The sequence below is a fragment of the Enterococcus sp. FDAARGOS_375 genome, assembly GCF_002393265.1.
Lineage (GTDB): Bacteria > Bacillota > Bacilli > Lactobacillales > Enterococcaceae > Enterococcus_D > Enterococcus_D innesii.
In genome coordinates this window covers 2738226-2758531 of sequence record NZ_CP023515.1, presented here as the reverse complement: position 1 = coordinate 2758531, position 20306 = coordinate 2738226, and the positions used below count along the sequence as shown (strand labels likewise).

General features: G+C 42.5%; 23 protein-coding genes and 1 other annotated feature. Of the genes, 9 read left to right on the top strand and 14 right to left on the bottom strand.

Going from position 1 to position 20306, the window contains the following annotated elements; all coding sequences use genetic code 11:
• Nucleotides 1–6 precede the first annotated feature (6 nt).
• Genes holB through dnaX form a run of 6 tightly spaced genes read right to left on the bottom strand, consistent with a single transcriptional unit; the run spans nt 7 to nt 4652 of the window.
• Nucleotides 7–939: a DNA polymerase III subunit delta' gene (gene holB / locus CO692_RS14480; protein WP_081118471.1), complete on the bottom strand. Its 933-nt coding sequence runs from the start codon at nt 937–939 to the stop codon at nt 7–9.
• Between the two features lie 14 nt (nt 940–953).
• Nucleotides 954–1283 carry a cyclic-di-AMP receptor gene (locus tag CO692_RS14475; protein WP_005229817.1) on the bottom strand — a complete coding sequence of 110 codons (330 nt, stop codon included), beginning with the start codon at nt 1281–1283 and terminating at the stop codon, nt 954–956.
• Between the two features lie 32 nt (nt 1284–1315).
• Entirely contained in the window at nt 1316–1963 is a 648-nt protein-coding gene (tmk, locus tag CO692_RS14470) for a dTMP kinase (protein ID WP_005229815.1), read from the bottom strand.
• Nucleotides 1964–1984: 21 nt separating this feature from the next.
• Nucleotides 1985–2581: a recombination mediator RecR gene (recR, locus tag CO692_RS14465; RefSeq protein ID WP_005229813.1), complete on the bottom strand. Its 597-nt coding sequence runs from the start codon at nt 2579–2581 to the stop codon at nt 1985–1987.
• 14 nt (nt 2582–2595) lie between these two features.
• A complete protein-coding gene (locus CO692_RS14460) occupies nt 2596–2910 on the bottom strand; it encodes a YbaB/EbfC family nucleoid-associated protein (protein WP_081118470.1) in 315 nt (104 codons plus the stop codon).
• A 20-nt stretch (nt 2911–2930) separates the two neighbouring features.
• The gene (dnaX, locus tag CO692_RS14455; protein ID WP_096742534.1) at nt 2931–4652 is read right to left on the bottom strand and encodes a DNA polymerase III subunit gamma/tau; all 1722 of its coding nucleotides are present in this window, start codon (nt 4650–4652) and stop codon (nt 2931–2933) included.
• Nucleotides 4653–4935: 283 nt separating this feature from the next.
• Between dnaX and CO692_RS14450 the strand changes: the two genes are divergently transcribed.
• The 5 genes from CO692_RS14450 to CO692_RS14430 all read left to right on the top strand — a co-directional run bounded on the left by CO692_RS14450 (nt 4936) and on the right by CO692_RS14430 (nt 10210).
• Nucleotides 4936–6162 (top strand): SPFH domain-containing protein, encoded by a 1227-nt coding sequence (locus tag CO692_RS14450; RefSeq protein ID WP_096742533.1) that lies wholly within the window; start codon nt 4936–4938, stop codon nt 6160–6162.
• 16 nt (nt 6163–6178) lie between these two features.
• The gene (locus tag CO692_RS14445) at nt 6179–7300 is read left to right on the top strand and encodes an ATP-binding protein (RefSeq protein ID WP_077452485.1); all 1122 of its coding nucleotides are present in this window, start codon (nt 6179–6181) and stop codon (nt 7298–7300) included.
• Nucleotides 7297–8115 (top strand): TPM domain-containing protein, encoded by an 819-nt coding sequence (locus CO692_RS14440; protein ID WP_077452486.1) that lies wholly within the window; start codon nt 7297–7299, stop codon nt 8113–8115. Before CO692_RS14445 ends, CO692_RS14440 begins: the two co-directional genes overlap by 4 nt.
• A 97-nt stretch (nt 8116–8212) precedes the next feature.
• Complete coding sequence (locus CO692_RS14435; protein ID WP_096742532.1) at nt 8213–9763, top strand: ABC transporter ATP-binding protein; 1551 nt, start codon at nt 8213–8215, stop codon at nt 9761–9763.
• Nucleotides 9764–9772: 9 nt separating this feature from the next.
• The gene (locus CO692_RS14430; protein ID WP_077452488.1) at nt 9773–10210 is read left to right on the top strand and encodes a helix-turn-helix domain-containing protein; all 438 of its coding nucleotides are present in this window, start codon (nt 9773–9775) and stop codon (nt 10208–10210) included.
• A 95-nt stretch (nt 10211–10305) separates the two neighbouring features.
• Here the strand turns inward: CO692_RS14430 and CO692_RS14425 are convergent, their stop codons facing one another.
• Complete coding sequence (locus tag CO692_RS14425; protein WP_096742531.1) at nt 10306–11274, bottom strand: pyridoxal-phosphate dependent enzyme; 969 nt, start codon at nt 11272–11274, stop codon at nt 10306–10308.
• Between the two features lie 209 nt (nt 11275–11483).
• Between CO692_RS14425 and CO692_RS14420 the strand changes: the two genes are divergently transcribed.
• Both CO692_RS14420 and CO692_RS17745 read left to right on the top strand, forming a co-directional pair.
• Nucleotides 11484–12503, top strand: coding sequence for a branched-chain amino acid aminotransferase (locus tag CO692_RS14420; protein WP_096742530.1), 1020 nt, complete (start codon nt 11484–11486; stop codon nt 12501–12503).
• A gap of 148 nt (nt 12504–12651) precedes the next feature.
• On the top strand, nt 12652–12825 hold the full coding sequence (locus CO692_RS17745) for a hypothetical protein (protein ID WP_005231922.1): 174 nt from the start codon (nt 12652–12654) through the stop codon (nt 12823–12825).
• A gap of 116 nt (nt 12826–12941) precedes the next feature.
• Here the strand turns inward: CO692_RS17745 and rplL are convergent, their stop codons facing one another.
• The 4 genes from rplL to rplK form a co-directional block, all read right to left on the bottom strand.
• The gene (gene rplL, locus CO692_RS14410) at nt 12942–13313 is read right to left on the bottom strand and encodes a 50S ribosomal protein L7/L12 (RefSeq protein ID WP_003127081.1); all 372 of its coding nucleotides are present in this window, start codon (nt 13311–13313) and stop codon (nt 12942–12944) included.
• 61 nt (nt 13314–13374) lie between these two features.
• Entirely contained in the window at nt 13375–13875 is a 501-nt protein-coding gene (gene rplJ / locus CO692_RS14405) for a 50S ribosomal protein L10 (protein WP_016610861.1), read from the bottom strand.
• A gap of 65 nt (nt 13876–13940) precedes the next feature.
• Nucleotides 13941–14067: a sequence feature (ribosomal protein L10 leader region), on the bottom strand.
• A 63-nt stretch (nt 14068–14130) separates the two neighbouring features.
• Nucleotides 14131–14820, bottom strand: a complete 690-nt coding sequence (gene rplA, locus CO692_RS14400) for a 50S ribosomal protein L1 (RefSeq protein WP_005229790.1) — start codon at nt 14818–14820, stop codon at nt 14131–14133.
• Between the two features lie 100 nt (nt 14821–14920).
• Entirely contained in the window at nt 14921–15343 is a 423-nt protein-coding gene (rplK, locus tag CO692_RS14395; RefSeq protein ID WP_005229787.1) for a 50S ribosomal protein L11, read from the bottom strand.
• Nucleotides 15344–15661: 318 nt separating this feature from the next.
• Between rplK and sdaAB the strand changes: the two genes are divergently transcribed.
• Together sdaAB and sdaAA are read left to right on the top strand one after the other, a co-directional pair.
• Nucleotides 15662–16327, top strand: coding sequence for an L-serine ammonia-lyase, iron-sulfur-dependent subunit beta (gene sdaAB / locus CO692_RS14385; protein ID WP_005229781.1), 666 nt, complete (start codon nt 15662–15664; stop codon nt 16325–16327).
• 14 nt (nt 16328–16341) lie between these two features.
• Nucleotides 16342–17214, top strand: coding sequence for an L-serine ammonia-lyase, iron-sulfur-dependent, subunit alpha (gene sdaAA / locus CO692_RS14380; RefSeq protein ID WP_010749448.1), 873 nt, complete (start codon nt 16342–16344; stop codon nt 17212–17214).
• A 144-nt stretch (nt 17215–17358) separates the two neighbouring features.
• Here the strand turns inward: sdaAA and tnpA are convergent, their stop codons facing one another.
• From tnpA to nusG, 3 genes are all read right to left on the bottom strand, one after another.
• Nucleotides 17359–17811 carry an IS200/IS605 family transposase gene (gene tnpA / locus CO692_RS14375; protein WP_096741460.1) on the bottom strand — a complete coding sequence of 151 codons (453 nt, stop codon included), beginning with the start codon at nt 17809–17811 and terminating at the stop codon, nt 17359–17361.
• 279 nt (nt 17812–18090) lie between these two features.
• Nucleotides 18091–19581: a DUF1576 domain-containing protein gene (locus tag CO692_RS14370; protein ID WP_096742529.1), complete on the bottom strand. Its 1491-nt coding sequence runs from the start codon at nt 19579–19581 to the stop codon at nt 18091–18093.
• A 128-nt stretch (nt 19582–19709) separates the two neighbouring features.
• The gene (gene nusG / locus CO692_RS14365; protein WP_005229769.1) at nt 19710–20252 is read right to left on the bottom strand and encodes a transcription termination/antitermination protein NusG; all 543 of its coding nucleotides are present in this window, start codon (nt 20250–20252) and stop codon (nt 19710–19712) included.
• Nucleotides 20253–20306: the final 54 nt, after the last annotated feature.

Below are 20306 nucleotides of genomic sequence, written 5' to 3'. Positions count from 1 at the left end.
TGCGTTTTATCCATAGATGATTTTCACGGAAAATTGTTCTGCCACACCTTGGAAAGACACATTGGCTTGCAGCTTTTTTTGTGCTTGCAATGCGGCTTCAATGGCACGATTGATCTCTTTTCCCCATAAACCTTGCGCCAACAATCGATCCCGCTCCTCTTGAAAGTAAAATAACAAGAGCAAAAAGATTTCTGATTGCTGATTTTTTTCTTTTGCTAGACCCAATAATTTTTTCTGAACAAAAATAAATGCTTGCGGGTCTTTCTTCAAAAGGTAATTCACCCAACGCTTAACAGCATCCTTAGTTTCATTAAACCATTCATCTTGCGAGATTTCAACTGCTTTATGATAACTATTGGTCAAGTGGCTTAGAAGTCGGCTTGTCTCTTTAGAAAGTCCCTCTTCTTGTAACTTTTCTTGCAGTTTTTCTTTTGACAAAGGAGAGAAATGAATGATCTGACAGCGAGACTGGATGGTTGGCAAAATACGACCAAGGCTCTCCGTTTCTAAGATTGCCAAAAAGTTTCCCACCGGTTCTTCCAAAAACTTTAATAAACTGTTGGCAGCGCTGTTGTTCATTTTATCTGCTTGAGACAAAATAAAAATCTTTAAACGGCTCTCAAAACCGCTTTTTGAGAATTCTTCTTGTAGTTGCCGAATCTGATCAACTTTGATCATCTGTCCATCTGGTTCTATTTGGATAACGTCCGGATGCTCTCCTTGAGCAATCCGCACACAGTTACTGCATTTCCCGCAAGGTGCTTCTTCTTGCACGTCGGTACAAAAAAGGCGTTTTGCGAGCCATAGACTTAACTCATGCTTGCCAGTCCCCTTGTCCCCTTCAAAAAGATAAGCATGAGCAATGCGCCCATGCTTGATACTTTTTTTTAGTTGGGCAAAAACAAGAGGCTGATATTCTTGTAGAAATAACTCCTCCATGAAATGCTCCTTTTTTAATATTGATGGAATCCGTCAACTGGCAGTACGAATACGGTGGCGCCACCAACTTCGACTTCGACTGGATAAGGAACTTGACCATCTAAGGAAATATCTAGAGACATCGGTGTCGAGACATACTGCTTTCTTGATTGACAGGTTTTTTTGATCAATTCTAACGCATCTTGCACACGATCATCTTCAATACCAATGATAAAGGTACTATTACCAGCCTTTAAAAACCCACCCGTTGATGACAATTTTGTTGCACGGATATTGGCATCAATAAACTCATTTGCCAAACGATTACTGTCTTTGTCTTGTACGATTGCCATAATTAATTTCATGGGACCATCTCCTTTGTGTTATCCAGCATACCTTAGATTGATTTGAAGTAAGCAGGATACGATTCAACGATTGCTGAATAGCTGGATTCAACAACTTCTTGTAACCCCATTCTAGCATCAATCTTATGAATGCGTACAGGATTTTCTTCCGCCAGCTTTAGATACGCATGACGGACGCGTTGATGAAACTCCAATCCTTCCGAATCAAGACGGTCATATTGATGGGCACGGTTTTCCTGAATGCGTCGCAAACCAGTATCTGAGTCGACATCTAGGTACAACGTAAAATCAGGGGTCGTTCCCTCCGTCGCAAACTCGTTGATCCGGGCGATTTCAGGAATCCCGATCCGCCGGCCAGCTCCTTGATAAGCCAACGAACTGTCGACAAAACGGTCACAGATCACGATGTGCCCGGCATTCAATGCCGGCAGGACAACCTCAATCAAGTGTTGTCGACGAGCTGCTGCGTAAAGCAAGGCTTCTGTCCGCTCATCCATTTCCTCATTTCGAGGATCTAATATAATTTTACGTATCTTTTCAGCAATCTTGACTCCGCCAGGTTCTCTTGTCTTGACGATCTTTCTTGTTGCTTCGAGCTGTAATCGAGGATACAACTCTTCGATCACACTGGTCTTACCAGCGCCATCAGGTCCTTCGATGGTTATAAACAATCCATTCACCCTAATTGCCTCCAATATCTATTATAATTCTCGGCGACCTTCTACTGCTTTAAGCAAGGTCACTTCATCCGCGTACTCAATATCGCTGCCCACAGATAACCCATGAGCCAAACGCGTGACTTTAATACCAGCAGGCTTAATCAAACGCGACATATACATCGCCGTTGCTTCACCTTCCGTGGTCGCATTGGTCGCAATTATCACTTCTTTGACCTGATCATCGTGCAGCCGCTGTATTAGCGATGCAATGTTGATATCTTCTGGTCCGGTTCCCTCCATTGGGGATAGCACACCGTGAAGCACATGATAAAGTCCATGATACTCGCGGACTTTTTCTAACGCCATCACATCTTTAGGCTCTTCCACCACTAAAATCGTTTCTTTGTCTCTTGTGGGATCACTGCAGATCTCACAAGGATCTTCTTCCGTTATATTTCCACAGATACTACAAAAGTGCAAATCTCGTTTGACACTAAGCAGTGATTTGGCAAACTCATTCACGACTTCTTCTTTCATATCAATCGTATAAAACGCCAAACGTGTTGCGGTTTTTTGGCCGATTCCCGGCAGTTTCATGTAACTGTCGATCAATCGGGCGATCGGTTCAGGATATTGCACCGTCATTTCTCCTTTTATAGACCCGGAATGTTTCGTGTATATTTGCCCATTGTTTGTTCCGATTCTTTTTCAATTTTCTTTAAACCATCGTTTACTGCCAGGATGATCATATCTTGCAGCATTTCCACGTCGTCTGCATCAACGATTGCTTCATTGATAGCAATGTCTTGTAACGTCTTATCGCCAGTAAAGGTCGCTTTGACATAGCCATTTGTCGATTCGCCGATAAATTGTTTGCTGTTCAGCGCTTCTTGTTCTTTCATCATTTCTTTTTGCATTTTTTGCATTTGTTTCATCATGCCTTGCATATTTCCCATGCCTCGCATCATTATCCATCACTCCATTTTCATTAATTTTCTTCAATGCTGGTTAATTCACCAAATAACTCTTGCGCTTTGGTTACTAAGTCATCATTTTCTGGTTCGACAGAGACCACTTCGGTATCCTCTTGCTCTACTTCAATTTCCGACTCTTCCGTTGCTTGACCGCCAGCCAAAAACTCTTGTCTTAGCGCCGGCCAACTTTCTTTTGTAATAAAGACAGCCTGCGGCGCGTAGTCTTTGATCATACGGGATAATTGATTATGGATCATCAATTGAAACTCTTGGTCGTTACTTGCTCGTTGGCATAAGATCTCATAGTCAAAAGCGATCACGACGCCCGATTCGCTGGCAGCTTTTGCTTCACTGGAGTGCAGCATCGCTCTTTGCGTCACGGAAAGAGACATCAAAAGATCGTCCCAGACATTACGAACATTTGCCAAGTCTTTCTTCGTGGCACTTTTCAGTACTTGGAACACGCGTTCCTTTGGTAAACGGAACGTAGTGGTCGCCTTGGTTTTCTTCACTGGCGCGTTGGTCTCAGCAACGGCACCCGCTGGTCGATTCTCTTGCAGTCGTTGTACTTCTGCTTGAAGCTTTTGCAGTGCTTGCCGCAACTGCGCCACTTCTTGACTATTGTCAACTGAATTGCTAGCAACAGCAGCACTTTCTGGATCATTGGCTAATTTGACCACAGCCACTTCCAAATAAATCGTAGGATTGTTGGTAAATCGTACTTCATTTTGCGTAGCGTTTAAGACCGTGATCCAGTGATAGATCTTTGCTGGCGGGGTATTATTTGCCAGTGTTTGAAACGCTTCCGTCAACTGCAGCGACTTTTCAGATAGCAGCTGCGGCGCTTGTTGATACATCAGCAAGTCTCGACAATAAACCAACAAGTTTTCCAATAAACGGCGGGCTTCTTTACCAGAGGCTAATAACTCCCGCAAGGTCGCTAACGCATCGGCAACTTCTTTTTCCCCACAAGCCTGCATCAGACGGTCCATCATTTCATAGGACAAGCTGCCCGTCACTTCTAGAGCATCTTGGGTCGTTACGGTTCCATCACTAAAAGCGATCGCCTGGTCGGTAATACTCAAGGCATCCCGCATCCCGCCTTCTGCGGCTCGCGCAATGATCTGTAAAGCTTCTGCTTCGTAATTGATCTCACTAGTAGTAAGGACCGTTTCCAAATGACCCACGATGTCTTGCGTATTGATCCGTTTGAAATCAAAGCGTTGGGTACGAGAAATGATCGTTGCTGGAATCTTATGGGGCTCAGTTGTTGCCAAAATAAAGACAACATTTTTCCTTGGTTCTTCCAATGTTTTTAGTAACGCGTTGAAGGCCCCTGTCGACAGCATGTGCACTTCATCGATGATATAAACTTTGTATTCAGCTTGGGTCGGTGCATAGTTCGCACGATCACGAATAAAGCGAATTTCTTCTACACCGTTGTTGCTTGCCGCATCGATTTCGATCACGTCTTCTTGCGTCCCTGCTGTGATTGAGCGACACATGTCGCACTCATTGCAAGGCTCACCGTTGACCTGGTTTGGACAATTGATGGCTTTGGCAAAAATTTTCGCTGCACTTGTTTTCCCGGTTCCTCGAGGACCCGTAAACAAATAGGCATGCGAGATTTGGTTTTGATCGATTGCATTTTTTAAGGTTTGGGTAATTGCTTTTTGTCCGACAACATCATCAAAACGCTGAGAACGCCAAACACGATATAATGCTTGATAGGCCATAGTTTTCCACACTCATTTCAAAATTCGCTACCTTCTATTATACGTAATATCAGCTAAAAAAACCACCGTTTGCGTGGTGGAATCTCAAAAGAAATGGAAATTTCATTCGAAGAGCCATTCCGTGCGCTTTCACTCACCATATCCTTTTGTTCCTCCCTATTTTCAAGAAAAAAGACCATTCCTCTTCTCCAACTTTAGACTGATAACGTATATCTCTCCTCCTATGGTATAATGAATCTATGTTCATCTATTGTGATGAAAACAATTTAAAGGAGGACTGAAAATGGGTATTATCAAAGCGGCAACAAGCACAATTGGCGGCGGATTAGCAGATCAATGGCTAGAGGTGATCGAGCCTGACAATATGAGTGATTCGACAGTAATGACAAAAGGTGTCAAAGTGCGGCGTAATGACAAACGCGGTGCCAACAGAAAAGGCACGGAAGATGTCATCACTGATGGCTCAGTGATCCATGTCTATCCGAATATGATGATGTTATTGGTTGATGGCGGGCGAATCATCGATTATACCGCCGAAGAAGGCTACTATACAGTGAAAAACGAATTAGCGCCTTCGATGTTGAATGGTTCATTGAAAGATGCGATTTCTGAAACCTTCGACCGCTTTAAGTTTGGTGGCGTTACACCGCAAAAACAACAAGTTTTTTATATCAATCTACAAGAAATCAAAGGGATTCGCTTCGGTACTTCATCGCCTTTGAATTATTTTGACAACTTTTATAACGCCGAACTTTTCTTGCGGGCGCACGGAAACTACTCCTTACGAATTACCGATCCAATTTTGTTCTATACGAATGCGATCCCCAAAAACAAAAGTCAAGTCGATATAAACGACATCAATGAGCAGTACTTAGCTGAATTCTTGACCGCCCTACAAACAGCGATCAACAAAATGTCAGCAGATGGCGAACGAATTTCTTACGTTCCATCTAAGAGTATGGAATTAAGCAAATATATGGGAACGGTTCTTGATGACAGCTGGCGAGAACTCCGAGGAATGGAAATCGTTTCGGTTGCTGTCGCAAGCATCTCTTATACGGATGATTCCGTAAAACTGATCAACATGCGGAACCAAGGGGCAATGTTAGGCGACCCTTCGATTCGTGAAGGCTATGTTCAAGGTTCGGTTGCTCGTGGTATGGAATCTGCCGGTAGCAATGCCGCTGGGGCTACCACTGGGTTTGTTGGCATGGGCATGGGAATGAACGCTGGTGGCGGTTATTTGAACCAAGCGTCACAAAACAACCAGCAGCAAATGCAGCAACAGGCTTCCGCACAAACCAACGCAGATCATTGGAACTGTCCACAATGCGGCACCTCTAATACTGGTAAATTCTGCAGCAATTGCGGGACGCCAAAACCAACGAGCGATGGACCAAGCCTAAAAATGAAATGCAGCGATTGTGGTGAAGTGATCGATTTAGCCAACGGTATTCCAAAATTCTGTCCGAATTGTGGCAAACCTTTCAAAGGTGTCCCAGTAGACTAATTGAGGAGGATTGCTGATGGATGTTATCACACATAAGTGCCCCAATTGTGGGGGCGCTTTAACCTTTGATCCTGGCGATCAAAAATTTCATTGTCCATTTTGTCTGAGTATTTTTACTGAAGACGAAGTCACTGCCTTTGAAGAAAAGCAAAAAGAAGCGCAGATGGCCGATACTCCTGTCTCAGATCCTTCTGCAGCGACCGAGACCGAACCGTCCCTTCAAGAAGAAGTTAGAGAGCAAGCCGATGCACAAGCGGGACAGATGGACCTTTTCACCTGCCCCAGCTGCGGTGCTGAAATCGTGACGGATGCGACTACAGCCGCAACCTATTGCTACTTTTGCCATAATCCGGTCGTTTTGTCTGGTCGGCTTTCGGGAGAATTTTTGCCAAACAAAGTCCTTCCCTTTGCGATCGAAAAAGAAGAAGCAACCAAAAAGTTTTTAGAATGGGCGCAAAAGAAAAAATTCGTCCCACGGGATTTCTTCGACCAAGCACAAGTAGAGAAATTGACTGGCGTATACTTCCCTTATTGGGTCGTCGATGCCGAGATGAACGGATCCCTCTCAGGAATGGGTACCTCCTTGCGTATTTGGCGAGTGGGTGACATTGAATATACCGAGCATAAACAATACGACGTCTTGCGACGAGGCAAAATCAAGGTGAACGAATTACTCAAGCATGCGCTGTCAAAAAACGTCCAACAAAAAATGGTAACTGGCGTTCAACCGTTTCCCCTTGAAAAAGCCGTTGCGTTTCGCAGTCAGTATTTAGCCGGCTTCCAAGCAGAAAAAAGAGACATTGAGTACATCGATCTTTCCGACGAAGTCAAAAACGAATTATCGGGTTATGCTGAAAACCTGCTAGCAGGCACCGTCAATGGCTATACTAGTTTTAAACGCAACAATCGATCCATCAATCTAACAAAAGAAGAAAACAACTACGTTTTGCTTCCTGTATGGCTAGTGACCTATCGAGCCGATGATGAAAACAAGAGTGCCTTTTATTATGCGATGAATGGGCAAACCGGAAAAGTCAGCGGTGTTTTACCGATCAGTTACAAACGCTTGGGAATCGTCAGTGGCGCCATTTTCGCGGCAACGACCATCCTCGCGTTGATTGGAGCGTATTTCTTATGAAAAAACTATCTTATTTGTTGCTTCTGCTAGTTGGCTTTTTCTTAACCACCCTGCCCGCCTTCGCAGCCGAAGAGACAGTCGCAGACCACGCTGGACTCTTTACCGAACAAGAGATCCAGAAGTTGAACGAAGAAGCAGAAGCGCTGAATGCAAAGATCAAAGGCGAAGTTTTTATTCAAACAACGAACAGCAATACGGGAGATATCGAGTTGTACACTGATCGATATCTTTCAAGACGGATCGGCAACGACAACAACGGTTCGGCATTGGTGATCGATATGGCGCAACGGGAATTTCACGTTTCGACTTCCGGAAATATGATCGATTATCTTACCGATTCACGTCTAGATAAGCTACTTGATGCGGTATTTGACCAGATGGCAGAGGGAAATTATTATCAAGCTGCATTGGTCTATCTGCAAAAAGCAGAAAGTTTTGTGGAAGCGGGTGTTCCTGCCGATCACTATCGTATCGATCGTGATACCGGAAAAATTACTTATTACAAAGTGATAACGCCACTAGAAATTGCTATTTGCTTAGCGATCGCGGCAGTGATCAGTATCGCCTTTTTCATCATTGTTAAATCCCGTTATCAATTAAAAATGGGCGGCTACAAATTTAACTATCTAGAAAAATCAAGTATTGATCTAACCCAAAAAGAAGATCGCTTAGTCAACTCCTTTGTCACAACCAGACGCATCCCCCGTCCTTCGAATAATGGTGGAGGCGGCGGTGGTTTTTCTGGCGGCGGTGGCGGCAGTACGACTCACTCTTCCGGTGGCGGTACATTCGGCGGCGGCGGACGCAGCTTTTGATTTTTCAAGAGTTCCTTTAATCAGGAACTCTTTTTTTGTTGACATTTTTCATAAAAACATCTATCATTTAGGAAAATATAGGAAATAAGTTGATTTAATGTTTGAAATTATTAGAAATAATAAACTTTTTATCAGTTTGAGTAGTTTGCTAGTTTTTTTGACTGTCCTGACAAACCTCGCTTTCCCTTTGCTTCTGCAAGAAGATCACGCACTGCGCTTTGATCATCTCGTCGGCTTATTAGCGTTCATATTAAGCATTACTTATTGCGCGCAATTCTTATTGATTGTGATGAAAGAGCGCTATGCAGCTTCGATGAATGTTCGCCATCTCTTAGAATTGTTAAAAAAAATGAAAAGGAAGAGTTATGTTGAGCTCTCTGAAAAGGAGCCCACTTATCTATTAAACCGCATCTTTGGCGTTGTTGATTCCTTATACTTGTTTATTTGCGGTAGTTTTAGCGAAGCTATTCGCTGCTTTTTCTTATTGCTGATCCCACTTTTTTTGTGTTTCCAATTGCATTATTTACTGGGTTTCATTTTACTATTGCTATTTCCCATCAATGTTTTTGGGTTTCGATGGATCAATCAACAGTTGAGTATTAAGATGAAAAATATGCAAGAAGCATTTGCTCTCAGCAATAAGGAAATGTTAACAACATTGTCCCATATTGATACAATGAAGCAATGGAGTGACGCTGTTCTTGAGCAGCTGTTTTCCTCTCAATTGACATCGATGTATCAAACATTAGCAAACACCAATACATTTGCCCAAACGACTAGTTTAGTCCTTAATGCGATCAATCAGATCGCCCAGATCGGCATCTATTTGTTTATGATTCAAGCAATATTACAAGATGAACTGCCAACCTCTGCGTTGATTTTGATTGGCGTGCTATTACCCATTTACTTTTCTGCGTTAAGTGGTTTAACGAAAATCAATCTTGATACCGCTACTCTGAGGACCAATCAACGTTTTGTTAACGAAGAATTGGCTGCTCCCGATGACTGCTGGAACCAAACGAGTGAAGCTACTCTGTGTCTTACTTTCGACCACCCTGTCGTATCAATTGGCAACTACAGCTTTTCCTTTCTCATTGAAGAAACCTTGAAGCCTGGTGAACATATTTACTTGGCTGGCGCTTCAGGAAAAGGAAAATCAACATTTTTAAAGGCAATTGCTGGCCTTTATCCATCAGAAGGAATTTTGCTTTCAACGAAGAGTACACGCATCAAGCCAAGAAACCCTGAAACAGATAAAACCATCTACCTTGCTCAAGACCCTACGATTCTCTCTCGGACAATTGAAGAAAATCTTGTATGGGGAAGAAAAATGACGGAAGAAGAAAAAACAATTATCGAAACCTCTGGTATTTTAGCGCCTATTTTTCAACAGCGCTCATGGACTAGCAGGCTTACGGAAAATGGTGCCGACTTGTCTGGAGGAGAAAAGCAAAGAATCGCTCTAGCTCGCATCTTATTAAGTGATGCCGAAATCATTCTTTTAGACGAAGCTACCAGCAGCCTTGATGATGAAGCTGCCGAAAAGATTATGAAGTGTTTAAAAAAACATGCAGAAAAACGCATTATCATCTATACTAGTCATAAGAAAGAGGAGCAACGCTTTTGTGATCGTACAATCGCTTTGTAGGAGGAACCGATGAAAGATTATTATACCGTTGAAGAAGTCGCTGAAAAACTGGGCGTAACGACTCGAACCATCCGAAATTATCAAAAGACCAACCAACTTAAAGGGACAAAAATTGGCGGGCAGTGGCGCTTTTCTTACAAAGATGTGGCTTCGTTGATGGGCGAACCATTTGAAGATCCCCTGCTTTCTTTTGCTTCAATACGTTCAGAAAAACAGATACCCGAAAGCTTACTTGCCATTGATTTCTTTATTGAATCAGAGGAATTGCTACAACAGCAAAAAAAAATCGTTATTGATGAATTCAATGCACTTTACTCAGGGGAAAGTCGGCGTTTTTACTTTGAAAAAATCAACCCAACGATGGCACGATTTACATTGGTCGGACCCTTAAAATATGTAACAACCTTTGGACAGTGGATCGAAACAATCCTTTCTCCCCCAAAGTAATCATCTGAGCACCTGCTTTGAATTTAAAAGAAGAGACCCAATTAGGAGAATGTCTAATCAGGTCTCTTCTTTCTTTATTGGAAGGCTTGTTGCACTCAGATGATTTCCTTAAACACAGAGAAATCAATATTTCCGCCGGAGACCAATGCCACAGTTTTCTTTCCTCGAAGCAAATGATCGATCTGTCCACTTAAAATCGCCGCCGTACTTAATGCACCGGCACCTTCTGCAATGACTTTTTCCTTCAAAGCCAAGTAATGGATCGCTTGTTCGATGTCGGATTCTTCAACTAAGACTGTTTCATCGATACGGGTCTTTAAAACATCATAGGTCAGCTCCCCTGCCAAAGCGACATCACAGCCGTCGGCGATCGTTCGGCTACGACGATTGGCAACTAGCTTTTGCTGCCAAAGTGAGGCGATCATGCCATAAACGCCATAGGATTGAACGCCGATGATCTTGACTTCTGGACGAAGTTCTTTTAAGGCTAAAGCGATCCCAGCGATCAACCCACCACCGCCGATGGGAATAATGACATTATCAACATCCGGAAGATCCTCCAACAGTTCGATCGCAATCGTTCCTTGCCCCTCCATTACTGCACGATCATCAAAAGGAGAGACAAATACTTCGCCACTGTCTTGCATGGCCTCTAGTGTCAGTTGTTTGGTTTCATCAAACGTCTCTCCTGCTAAAACGACTTGTGCGCCATAGCTTCTTGTCGCCTCTATTTTTGTTTTGGCGGCCGTCAATGGCATAAAGATTCGGACATTGACCCCCAGTAACGATCCGGCGAGGGCAACACCTTGTGCATGATTTCCTGCAGAACAGGCAATGACACCGCGAAGTTTTTCTGCATCAGTCAATGAAGCGAGTTTGTTATACGCCCCACGCGCTTTAAAGGAGCCGGTGCGCTGTAGATTTTCTAATTTCAAAAATATCGTGCCCTCTTTTTCTTTACCTAAAATATTACTTGGTGCAAGTGGTGTATGGATCATGATTGGTTTCAATCGTCGATACGCAGCAGCGATCCCTAGACTATCCGTCAACACTTCCTCAATCACAAACGTTCCCCCTTTTTTGTTTTTTATACTCTCATTGAAGCACAGAACTTGTAGAAAAACAATCTGGGGAACTCGTACAAGCAAAGATCACTTCCCCTTTCTTTACACGTCAATGTCACCAAATATTCTTACAGAAGAATTTTCAGAAAATAATGACATTTCTTTTCTGAAGTGCTATACTTAGAAAAATTAAAAAAGGGTGTGAACGAATGACAATCGATTGGTCAAATTTAGGGTTTTCTTATATCAAAACGCCATGGCGTTTTTTGGCTACATGGAAAGACGGTTCTTGGAATGAAGGCGAACTTACCGAGGATAATTATCTGCATATCCACGAGGGATCAACCGCTCTTCATTATGGACAGCAATGTTTTGAAGGACTAAAAGCCTACCGAAGAAAAGATGGCGGCATCAATTTGTTCCGTCCAGACGAAAATAGCAAACGGATGAACCGCAGTGCCTATCGTCTGCGCATGCCAGAGGTTCCTGAGGACTTCTTCTTAGATGCGGTAAAACAAGTTGTAAAAGCAAATCAGGAATATGTTCCGCCTTATGGCAGCGGCGCCACCTTGTATATTCGTCCGCTATTGATTGGCGTCGGAGAAAACATCGGTGTCAGTCCAGCACCAGAGTACATTTTTACGGTTTTTTGTATGCCTGTCGGTCCTTACTTTAAGGGCGGATTGACACCGACGAATTTCATTGTTTCTGATTATGATCGCGCGGCACCAAATGGTACTGGTGCAGCCAAAGTTGGCGGAAATTATGCGGCGAGTTTATTGCCTGGATACGAAGCCCATCAACGGAAATTTTCCGACTGCATCTATCTTGATCCAGAAACACATACAAAAATCGAAGAAGTCGGTTCTGCCAACTTTTTCGGGATCACGGCTGACAATGAATTTGTGACACCAAAATCTCCTTCTATTTTGCCAAGTATCACAAAATATTCATTGCTGCATCTAGCGCAACATTCATTAGGATTGACCCCGGTTGAAGGTGATGTTTATCTCAATGAGCTGGATCGTTTTGTCGAAGCGGGTGCCTGCGGAACAGCTGCTGTTATTTCTCCGATCGGCGGGATCCAAAACGGTGAGGATTTCCATGTGTTCTATAGCGAAACGGAAGTTGGTCCACAAACCAAAGCATTGTATAACCAATTGACCGGCATTCAATTCGGAGACATTGCCGCACCAACTGGTTGGATCTTTGACGTCCCATTGGGTTAAGCGAACCGTGTATATCCTCTTCAGCTGAACGATCCGTTGTGATCGTTCGGTTTTTCTCTTTCTATCGATCAATTTATCATCACTACATTAGAATTGATTGCCACAACTCTTTTGACTTGTTACAATCATAGCAAAGGGAGGCGTAATGATGGGCAAACGACTCGGCTATTCTTTGCTAGCAACAGCATTGTATTTGGTGGTTTCCAATATCGGTAATCTCGTTTTTGGTATCAACCGCAGTTTTAGCTGGACCACAACATTGTGGGAAGCATTTTTCTTTTTTATTTTTGTGTTCTTATTCCAACAATTTAGAAAAAAATAAGCAGTGATCCTCGCTAGTAAGAAACGGGGATCGCTGCTTATTCCTTTTGCAGGGATTTCATTTATTAAAAAAAGCGCCAAATCCCTTCATACAAAAGGATTTGACACTAAGAAAAATTATTTAACTGTTACTGAAGCGCCAACTTCTTCTAAAGCTGCTTTCAATGCTTCAGCTTCATCTTTAGAGATACCTTCTTTAACTGCTGAAGGAGCTCCGTCAACGACTGCTTTCGCTTCTTTCAAGCCTAAGCCAGTTGCTTCACGAACTGCTTTGATAACTTTAACTTTTTGATCGCCAGCTGCAGTCAATTCTACAGTGAATTCAGTTTGTTCTTCAGCAGCACCAGCATCGCCAGCTCCACCAGCTACAGCTACAGGAGCTGCAGCAGATACGCCAAATTCTTCTTCGATAGCTTTAATTAAATCGTTTAATTCTAAGATTGTCGCGCCTTTTAGCTCTTCGACAATGTTTTCAATGTTCAATGCCATTTTGTTTTCCTCCATTTAAGTAAGTAGTTTAGTTTTTTAATACTGAAAAATCATGCGGCAATTATGCTGCATCTTCTTCTTTTTCTGCCACTGCTTTGACAGCGTAAGCCACGTTGCGGATAGGTGCTTGTAGCACAGATAGCAACATAGAAAGAAGTCCTTCGCGGTTTGGCAATTTCGCCAATGCAGTAATTTCTTCCAATGAAGAAACTTTGCCTTCGATGATACCGCCTTTGATTTCTAAAGCTTTTGCGTCTTTTGCGAAATCGTTAATGATTTTTGCAGGTGCAACAACGTCTTCGTTACTGAATGCTACGGCAGTAGGACCAGTGAATACTTCACCTAAACCTTCTAGACCAGCTTTTTCAGCAGCACGAGAAAGAATTGAGTTTTTGATAACTTTCATCTCAACGTTTGCATCACGCAATTGTTTACGTAAGCGAGTTACTTCATCAACAGTTAGTCCACGGTAGTCAACAACGACTACAGATGCGGCTGCAGAGAATTTTTCACTCACTTCATCAACGATCGCGGATTTTTTAGCGATAGCTGCTTCACTCATTTATATTTCACCTCCTGATTTTGATGGAAGAGTTTCTTCGAAACGAACGGTTCCTTTGTCTTAAAAAAAGACAATAAAAAACTCTATGCCACCGTAGACATAGAGGGACTATTGAAGGTTCTCAATAAACGTCCTCGGTAGGAAATTAAGGCAAATGCCACCTACTGTCTTCGGTACAGTTAAACTTTTAACCTTGACTACCTTACCATAGATAAGGCAGTCAAGTCAATAAAAGTTTTAAATTTTTGTATTAAATTAGAAAGAAGCTTGTTCTACATGGATCCCAGGTCCAAATGTTGTTGTAACTGAGATATTTTTCATGTATTGACCTTTTGCTGCTGAAGGTTTAGCTTTCAACAATGTTTCATGGATCGTTTTGAAGTTTTCGATCAATTTGTCATCTTCAAAAGAAACTTTTCCGATTGGTACGTGGATGTTTCCAGCTTTGTCAACACGGTAAGTAACTTTACCAGCTTTTACTTCGTTAACTGCTTTTGTTACGTCCATTGTTACTGTACCAGTTTTAGGGTTAGGCATCAAACCTTTAGGGCCTAATACACGACCTAATTTACCAACAGTAGCCATCATGTCAGGCGTTGCAACAACAACGTCAAAGTCGAACCAGCCACCTTGGATTTTTTGAACCATATCGTCGTCACCAACGAAATCAGCACCAGCTGCTTCTGCTTCTTTGGCTTTATCGCCTTTAGCAAAAACTAAAACTGTTTGTGTTTTACCAGTACCGTTTGGTAATACAACCGCGCCACGGATTTGTTGATCCGCTTTTTTAGGGTCTACGTTTAATTTGTAAGCAACTTCAACCGTTGCGTCGAATTTTGCAATATTTGTTTCTTTTGCCAAAGCTACTGCTTCTTCAACTGAATAAGCTTTTGTAGCATCAACTTTTTTCAATGCTTCTTGCATTTTTTTGCTTTTTTTAGCCATTTTGTTTCCTCCTTGATGTGGTTATAACGGTAGAACCTCCCACGTGTCCCATATTTTTCAATATGAAGCCGACTGAGAAGCTACTTCCTTAGGGCTGTAATTATTCTACAGTGATCCCCATGCTTCGTGCAGTTCCTTCAACCATGCGCATTGCTGCTTCAACGTCAGCTGCGTTTAGGTCTTCCATTTTCAATTCAGCGATTTCTTTTACTTGATCGCGTGAAACTTTTGCAACTTTTGTTTTGTTTGGTTCGCCTGAACCTTTTTCAACGTTTGCTGCTTTTTTCAACAATACTGCTGCTGGTGGTGTTTTTGTAACGAAAGTAAATGAACGGTCTTCGTATACAGAGATCACTACTGGAATGATCAAACCTGCTTGATCAGCTGTACGAGCATTGAATTCTTTAGTGAATCCCATGATGTTGATACCCGCTTGACCTAGCGCAGGACCTACCGGCGGAGCTGGTGTTGCTTTACCTGCAGGAATTTGCAATTTAACGATTTTTTCTACTTTTTTTGCCACGAGACATACCTCCTTGAGTCCGTGATGTGGTTAATTGGAGATCCAAATTTCTCCTCCCACTTTGGTGATTCATGTGTACACACAAAAAACGTGTGACGAAAGCACACTGGAACATTATAGCATCTTTAAGGAATAATTCAAGGTTTTTCAGCTGATTTTTTTGAAAAAATACTCACCAACGCTTTTCATCATTCCTTCGCTAAAAAAATAAATAAAAATCCCTTGCTTTTGGTCTGCTTTTTTCATTCTCTCATTTTTTTATGCTACACTACTACTGGAATTCTTCCCTATTCGTTTACTACTATCGAGGTGAAAAAAATGGAACAATTAAAATACCGCAGTGTATTTGATATAATCGGACCCATCATGGTGGGTCCCAGCAGTTCTCATACCGCCGGTGCTGCCCGGATTGGAAAAATCGTTCGCAGTATTTTTGGTGAACAACCAGACAGTGTAGATATCCTGCTGTATGAATCGTTTGCCAAAACCTATCGCGGTCATGGAACCGATATTGCGTTAGTTGGCGGTCTTTTAGGCATGGAGCCAGATGATGCTCGCCTAGCAGACTCATTAAAAATCGCTTATGAGAAAGGGATCGAAGTCTTATTCGTCCCTAAAAAAGAAAAAGCGGAACATCCGAATATGGTCAAGATGATTTTGACAAAAGGTAGCCACAAACTATCCGTCACTGGTATCTCGATCGGTGGTGGCAATATTCAAATCTCAGAGCTTAACGGCTTCAAAATTTCTCTGACGCTGGGTACGCCAACTTATGTGATCGTTCATCAAGATGTTCCAGGAATGATTGCAAAAGTAACCAATTTACTATCAGAGGCTCAAATCAATATCGGTACGATGACCGTAACAAGAGAAGCTGTCGGTGATAAAGCCATCATGATCATCGAAGTCGATCAGCGCAATGATCAGCTGGCCCAACAAATCAAAGTTTTGCCACACGTTTACAGCGCTGCGTATTTTGATTAAAGGAGAAAAGGCACATGTTCTATACAATAGAAGAATTAGTAACAGAGAGTAAAAATTACCCTTCCGTTGCAGAGATGATGATTGCAATCGAAGCAGAAAATACTGGCCGTAGTCGCGAACAGATCCTTGCAATCATGGAAAAGAATTTAGTTGTTATGGAGCAATCAGTCGCTGAAGGTGTCGCTGGTGTAAAATCGGTGACGGGATTGACCGGCGGCGATGCGACACGCATGAACGACTACCTTGCTGCCGGTGATTTTTTAAGCGGAGAAACCATTCTACAAGCGGTCCAAAATGCCATTGCAGTCAACGAAGTCAATGCGAAAATGGGCTTGATCTGTGCAACACCGACTGCCGGTAGTGCGGGTGTTGTTTCTGGTGTCTTGATGGCCGTGCGTGAGCGTTTGGCACTGACTCGAGCGCAACAAGTCGACTTTTTGTTTACAGCCGGCGCCTTTGGTCTGGTGATTGCCAACAATGCCTCGATTTCGGGTGCCGAAGGTGGTTGTCAAGCGGAGATCGGTTCTGCTAGCGCAATGGCTGCGGCGGCTTTGGTTTGTGCAAAAGGAGGCACCCCTCACCAAGCGGCTCAAGCGGTGGCGATCACCTTAAAAAATATGATGGGCTTGATTTGTGACCCTGTCGCGGGCTTAGTCGAAGTCCCCTGCGTGAAGCGCAATGCCCTGGGATCTTCCCAAGCCTTTATCTCTGCCGACATGGCACTGGCAGGAATCGAAAGTGTCATCCCACCAGATGAAGTGGTCTTAGCGATGTATCAAGTCGGTCGACAAATGCCTAGCATTTTCAAGGAAACGGCTGAAGGCGGTCTAGCCATGACACCGACTGCCCAACGCTTGCAGGCAGAAATCTTAGAAGCCAATCGTTGATTTTTTTAGAAATGAACACCAGTAAATATCCACCCGTGAAACGGGTGGCTTTTTAACAGCCCTAGAAGGGCTCACCACTCGCTAGCCCCTTAAAAGGGGCTTTTTAAATGACCACCAACCGCTCACAGCCCTATCTCTCTTTCACTATTTAAATGGATCTACATACTCTTGTTTACTTATACTATCTCTTATTCGATCATCTGCTTCTTGTTCTCGAATATATTTTTCAATTGTTTTTTGATTTAACCCAACCGTACTCACGTAGTATCCTTTGGACCAAAAGCCTTTATTCCCATACTTATATTTCAAATTCGCATGTTTTTCATGGATTAAGGGTGCACTTCGTCCTTTTAAGTAGCCCATAAAACTAGAAATACTAATCTTTGGTGGTATTCTTACTAACATATGAATATGGTCAGGCATGGCATGAGCTTCAATGATTTCAACATCTTTCATCTCACACAATTTTCTTAATATCTGACCAATACTTACTCTTAACTTTCCATAAATCACTTTTCGTCGATACTTCGGGGTGAAGACTATGTGATACTTAAAATTCCATCTGGTATGTGCTAAACTTTTATCGTCGTTAGACATAAAAAAACTCCTTTCGATCTGATATGCGGTTGGTAGCCACTATTAGTATATCGAAAGGAGTTTTTTATCGCTAAAGCTATTTCGTCCACGCGTAGAAACGCGCGGTTTTTTTGTTTCGTACGCTACGCGAACGAAACTGACTAAAGTCAATAAATAAAAACCAACCAAGAACAACCAATCGTTGCTTGTTCTTGGTTGGTTTTCATTTTCTCACTATTTCTCAGGAAGGTAAGTCCCTCCTATTTGTTAAATAAGTAACAAACAGCACTGAGGATTTCTCTACTCCCACTCGCTTACTCCATAGCGTTTCTTTTGGGCAACAGGTGTTAATACCTTCACAGGCTCGGAAAATTTAGGTTTTCCTTCTGTTTGATCCAATGGGACTAATGGCTGTTCACTTTCTTGTACTTTCGAGACTGTTTGTGTTTTTTTTTTCTGGGTAGCTGGCACCTGATCGGCTGATTTTTGCCAAAGCTGTTTGCTGAGATCCAATAATGGAATGATCATCATGGCGACTAACCCGCCAGAAAAACCATTATTATACAAATTCAAGCCACCATGTAAGAAATCAATATTCAGTACCATAGAGGCGTGAACAAAGCCAACCACCAAGCCCCCTTTCCAGCCATAGGCATTCGTTACTGCACAGAGCATCATCCCAAAAATCGCTGATGTGACTGTGACGGTTTCGTTGATAGTATACACACTCAATAGGTTGGCGATCGTCACTCCTGCCAATAAAGGGAGTGAGTTAAAGACATGAGAGCCACAAGCAGAAAAGCCGATGACACAAAAGATCGCACCGATGACAGGTCCATTTAAAACCGCACCAATACTGACAACGTAAGCCACTAGTAAGAATGTCATTAACCCCATATTGATCATGGTATTGTAGACGCCGGTATCACGTAAAATATCGCGCTCGATTTTGCCACTATGAGACCAAATCGCTCGCATATTCAACCGTTTTTTCTTGATCGCCATCAGCGAACCATAGCCTACGAGCATACTTCCTAAAACCAGCATCATGAAAATCAAACGCGGTTGCTGTTCTTGTGACACCATTGTTCGCAGCTCGATCGTTAGGCCAAACATCCGACAGATAGCGGCAACTAGTGTACATAGCATTCCTGAAGTGAACCCCGCACTGTAAAGACTGACACTTTGAAATAGCGCTTGAAAGTACAGTGCCATGGGAATCATCAAAAAACCGGTAAAAATTCCAATGCCATACCCCATCACTAAGCTAAAATAAGGTGGTAATGAATCATTGAAAGCAAAATAGCTGACGATCGGGGAAACCGATGACCCATAGAGGGCGATCAACAGAAATTTTTTCAATGGTTCGTTCATAAAATACGAATAAAGTCGAACGCCTAAAAATATTGGGATAAAATTCAGTAAATTTTTTCCAAAAAAACCATACCCAGTCACCATAAAGATAGCGGACACCGCACCGCCTGTGATCGGCACCCGATAATGATAACAAATCGAAATCGCTACAAACGTCATCAAACTGCTGTTTAATAAAGCCGTCCCTACAGAAGTCATAGCAATATAATCTGTCACAAGATGACTTTCCGAAAATAAAATCAACTTGAGCTCTTCGACTGCCACCCTTGGATCGAAAAACAACATGGCAAAGAAAAACAACAGCAAATTAAAAAGAAACAACAAGCTATACCCATTATGTACAGAAATCATCCCTTTAGTATGGGGATGAAAATCATTGTGAAACTTTACTCTAAAAAAAGCAACTAATTTTGACATAGGACCCCTTCCTCTTATAAAGCGCTTACTCATTTTGAGAAAAAAAGTGGGCCAACGAATTGGTCCACTTTATTCTCATTACTGTTATTTTACCGTAAATGAGCCGTTCATGCTAGTCTATCTAGCAGTTAAATTTTATCTACTTGCTCAAAATCAAGTTCCGTACTGGTTTCACGACCGAACATATCGATGTTCACTTTTAGTTTTTGTTTTTCTTCGTCGATTTCTGCTACTTGTCCTTCTAAACCAGAGAACGCACCTTCGATGATTTTGACGGTTTCGCCGATTTCTACTTCTAACTCAACTGTTCGGGTGCTCATACCAATCGAACGCAAAATCGAATTGATTTCTTCTTGTAATAAAGGCGCCGGCTTGCTTCCTGCACCATGAGAGCCAACGAAACCAGTCACACCTGGTGTATTCCGAACCACGTACCAAGATTCATCCGTCATGACCATCTCAACTAGCACATAACCAGGAAAGGTTTTATGAACGATTTCTTTGGTTTTGCCATTTTTTTCTTCTGTTTCCACTTCTTCGGGAACAACGACACGGAAAATATAATCACCCATCCCCATGCTTTGTGCACGTGACTCTAGGTTTGCTTTTACTTTGTTCTCGTAACCTGAATACGTATGTAGAACATACCAATTTTTTTCAAAAGATTCCATTTTTTTCGGACTCCCCATCTTTTTGTAAAATAAAAAAACCTCAGCTGCACCGAA

Bases quoted from the DNA above. Each gene is read 5' to 3' on its own strand.
- holB (WP_081118471.1), bottom strand. From the start codon at position 939: ATGGAGGAGTTATTTCTACAAGAATATCAGCCTCTTGTTTTTGCCCAA.
- CO692_RS14475 (WP_005229817.1), bottom strand. From the start codon at position 1,283: ATGAAATTAATTATGGCAATCGTACAAGACAAAGACAGTAATCGTTTG.
- CO692_RS14460 (WP_081118470.1), bottom strand. From the start codon at position 2,910: ATGATGCGAGGCATGGGAAATATGCAAGGCATGATGAAACAAATGCAA.
- dnaX (WP_096742534.1), bottom strand. From the start codon at position 4,652: ATGGCCTATCAAGCATTATATCGTGTTTGGCGTTCTCAGCGTTTTGAT.
- CO692_RS14450 (WP_096742533.1), top strand. From the start codon at position 4,936: ATGGGTATTATCAAAGCGGCAACAAGCACAATTGGCGGCGGATTAGCA.
- CO692_RS14445 (WP_077452485.1), top strand. From the start codon at position 6,179: ATGGATGTTATCACACATAAGTGCCCCAATTGTGGGGGCGCTTTAACC.
- CO692_RS14440 (WP_077452486.1), top strand. From the start codon at position 7,297: ATGAAAAAACTATCTTATTTGTTGCTTCTGCTAGTTGGCTTTTTCTTA.
- CO692_RS14435 (WP_096742532.1), top strand. From the start codon at position 8,213: ATGTTTGAAATTATTAGAAATAATAAACTTTTTATCAGTTTGAGTAGT.
- CO692_RS14430 (WP_077452488.1), top strand. From the start codon at position 9,773: ATGAAAGATTATTATACCGTTGAAGAAGTCGCTGAAAAACTGGGCGTA.
- CO692_RS14420 (WP_096742530.1), top strand. From the start codon at position 11,484: ATGACAATCGATTGGTCAAATTTAGGGTTTTCTTATATCAAAACGCCA.
- CO692_RS17745 (WP_005231922.1), top strand. From the start codon at position 12,652: ATGGGCAAACGACTCGGCTATTCTTTGCTAGCAACAGCATTGTATTTG.
- rplL (WP_003127081.1), bottom strand. From the start codon at position 13,313: ATGGCATTGAACATTGAAAACATTGTCGAAGAGCTAAAAGGCGCGACA.
- rplJ (WP_016610861.1), bottom strand. From the start codon at position 13,875: ATGAGTGAAGCAGCTATCGCTAAAAAATCCGCGATCGTTGATGAAGTG.
- rplA (WP_005229790.1), bottom strand. From the start codon at position 14,820: ATGGCTAAAAAAAGCAAAAAAATGCAAGAAGCATTGAAAAAAGTTGAT.
- sdaAB (WP_005229781.1), top strand. From the start codon at position 15,662: ATGGAACAATTAAAATACCGCAGTGTATTTGATATAATCGGACCCATC.
- sdaAA (WP_010749448.1), top strand. From the start codon at position 16,342: ATGTTCTATACAATAGAAGAATTAGTAACAGAGAGTAAAAATTACCCT.
- tnpA (WP_096741460.1), bottom strand. From the start codon at position 17,811: ATGTCTAACGACGATAAAAGTTTAGCACATACCAGATGGAATTTTAAG.
- CO692_RS14370 (WP_096742529.1), bottom strand. From the start codon at position 19,581: ATGTCAAAATTAGTTGCTTTTTTTAGAGTAAAGTTTCACAATGATTTT.
- nusG (WP_005229769.1), bottom strand. From the start codon at position 20,252: ATGGAATCTTTTGAAAAAAATTGGTATGTTCTACATACGTATTCAGGT.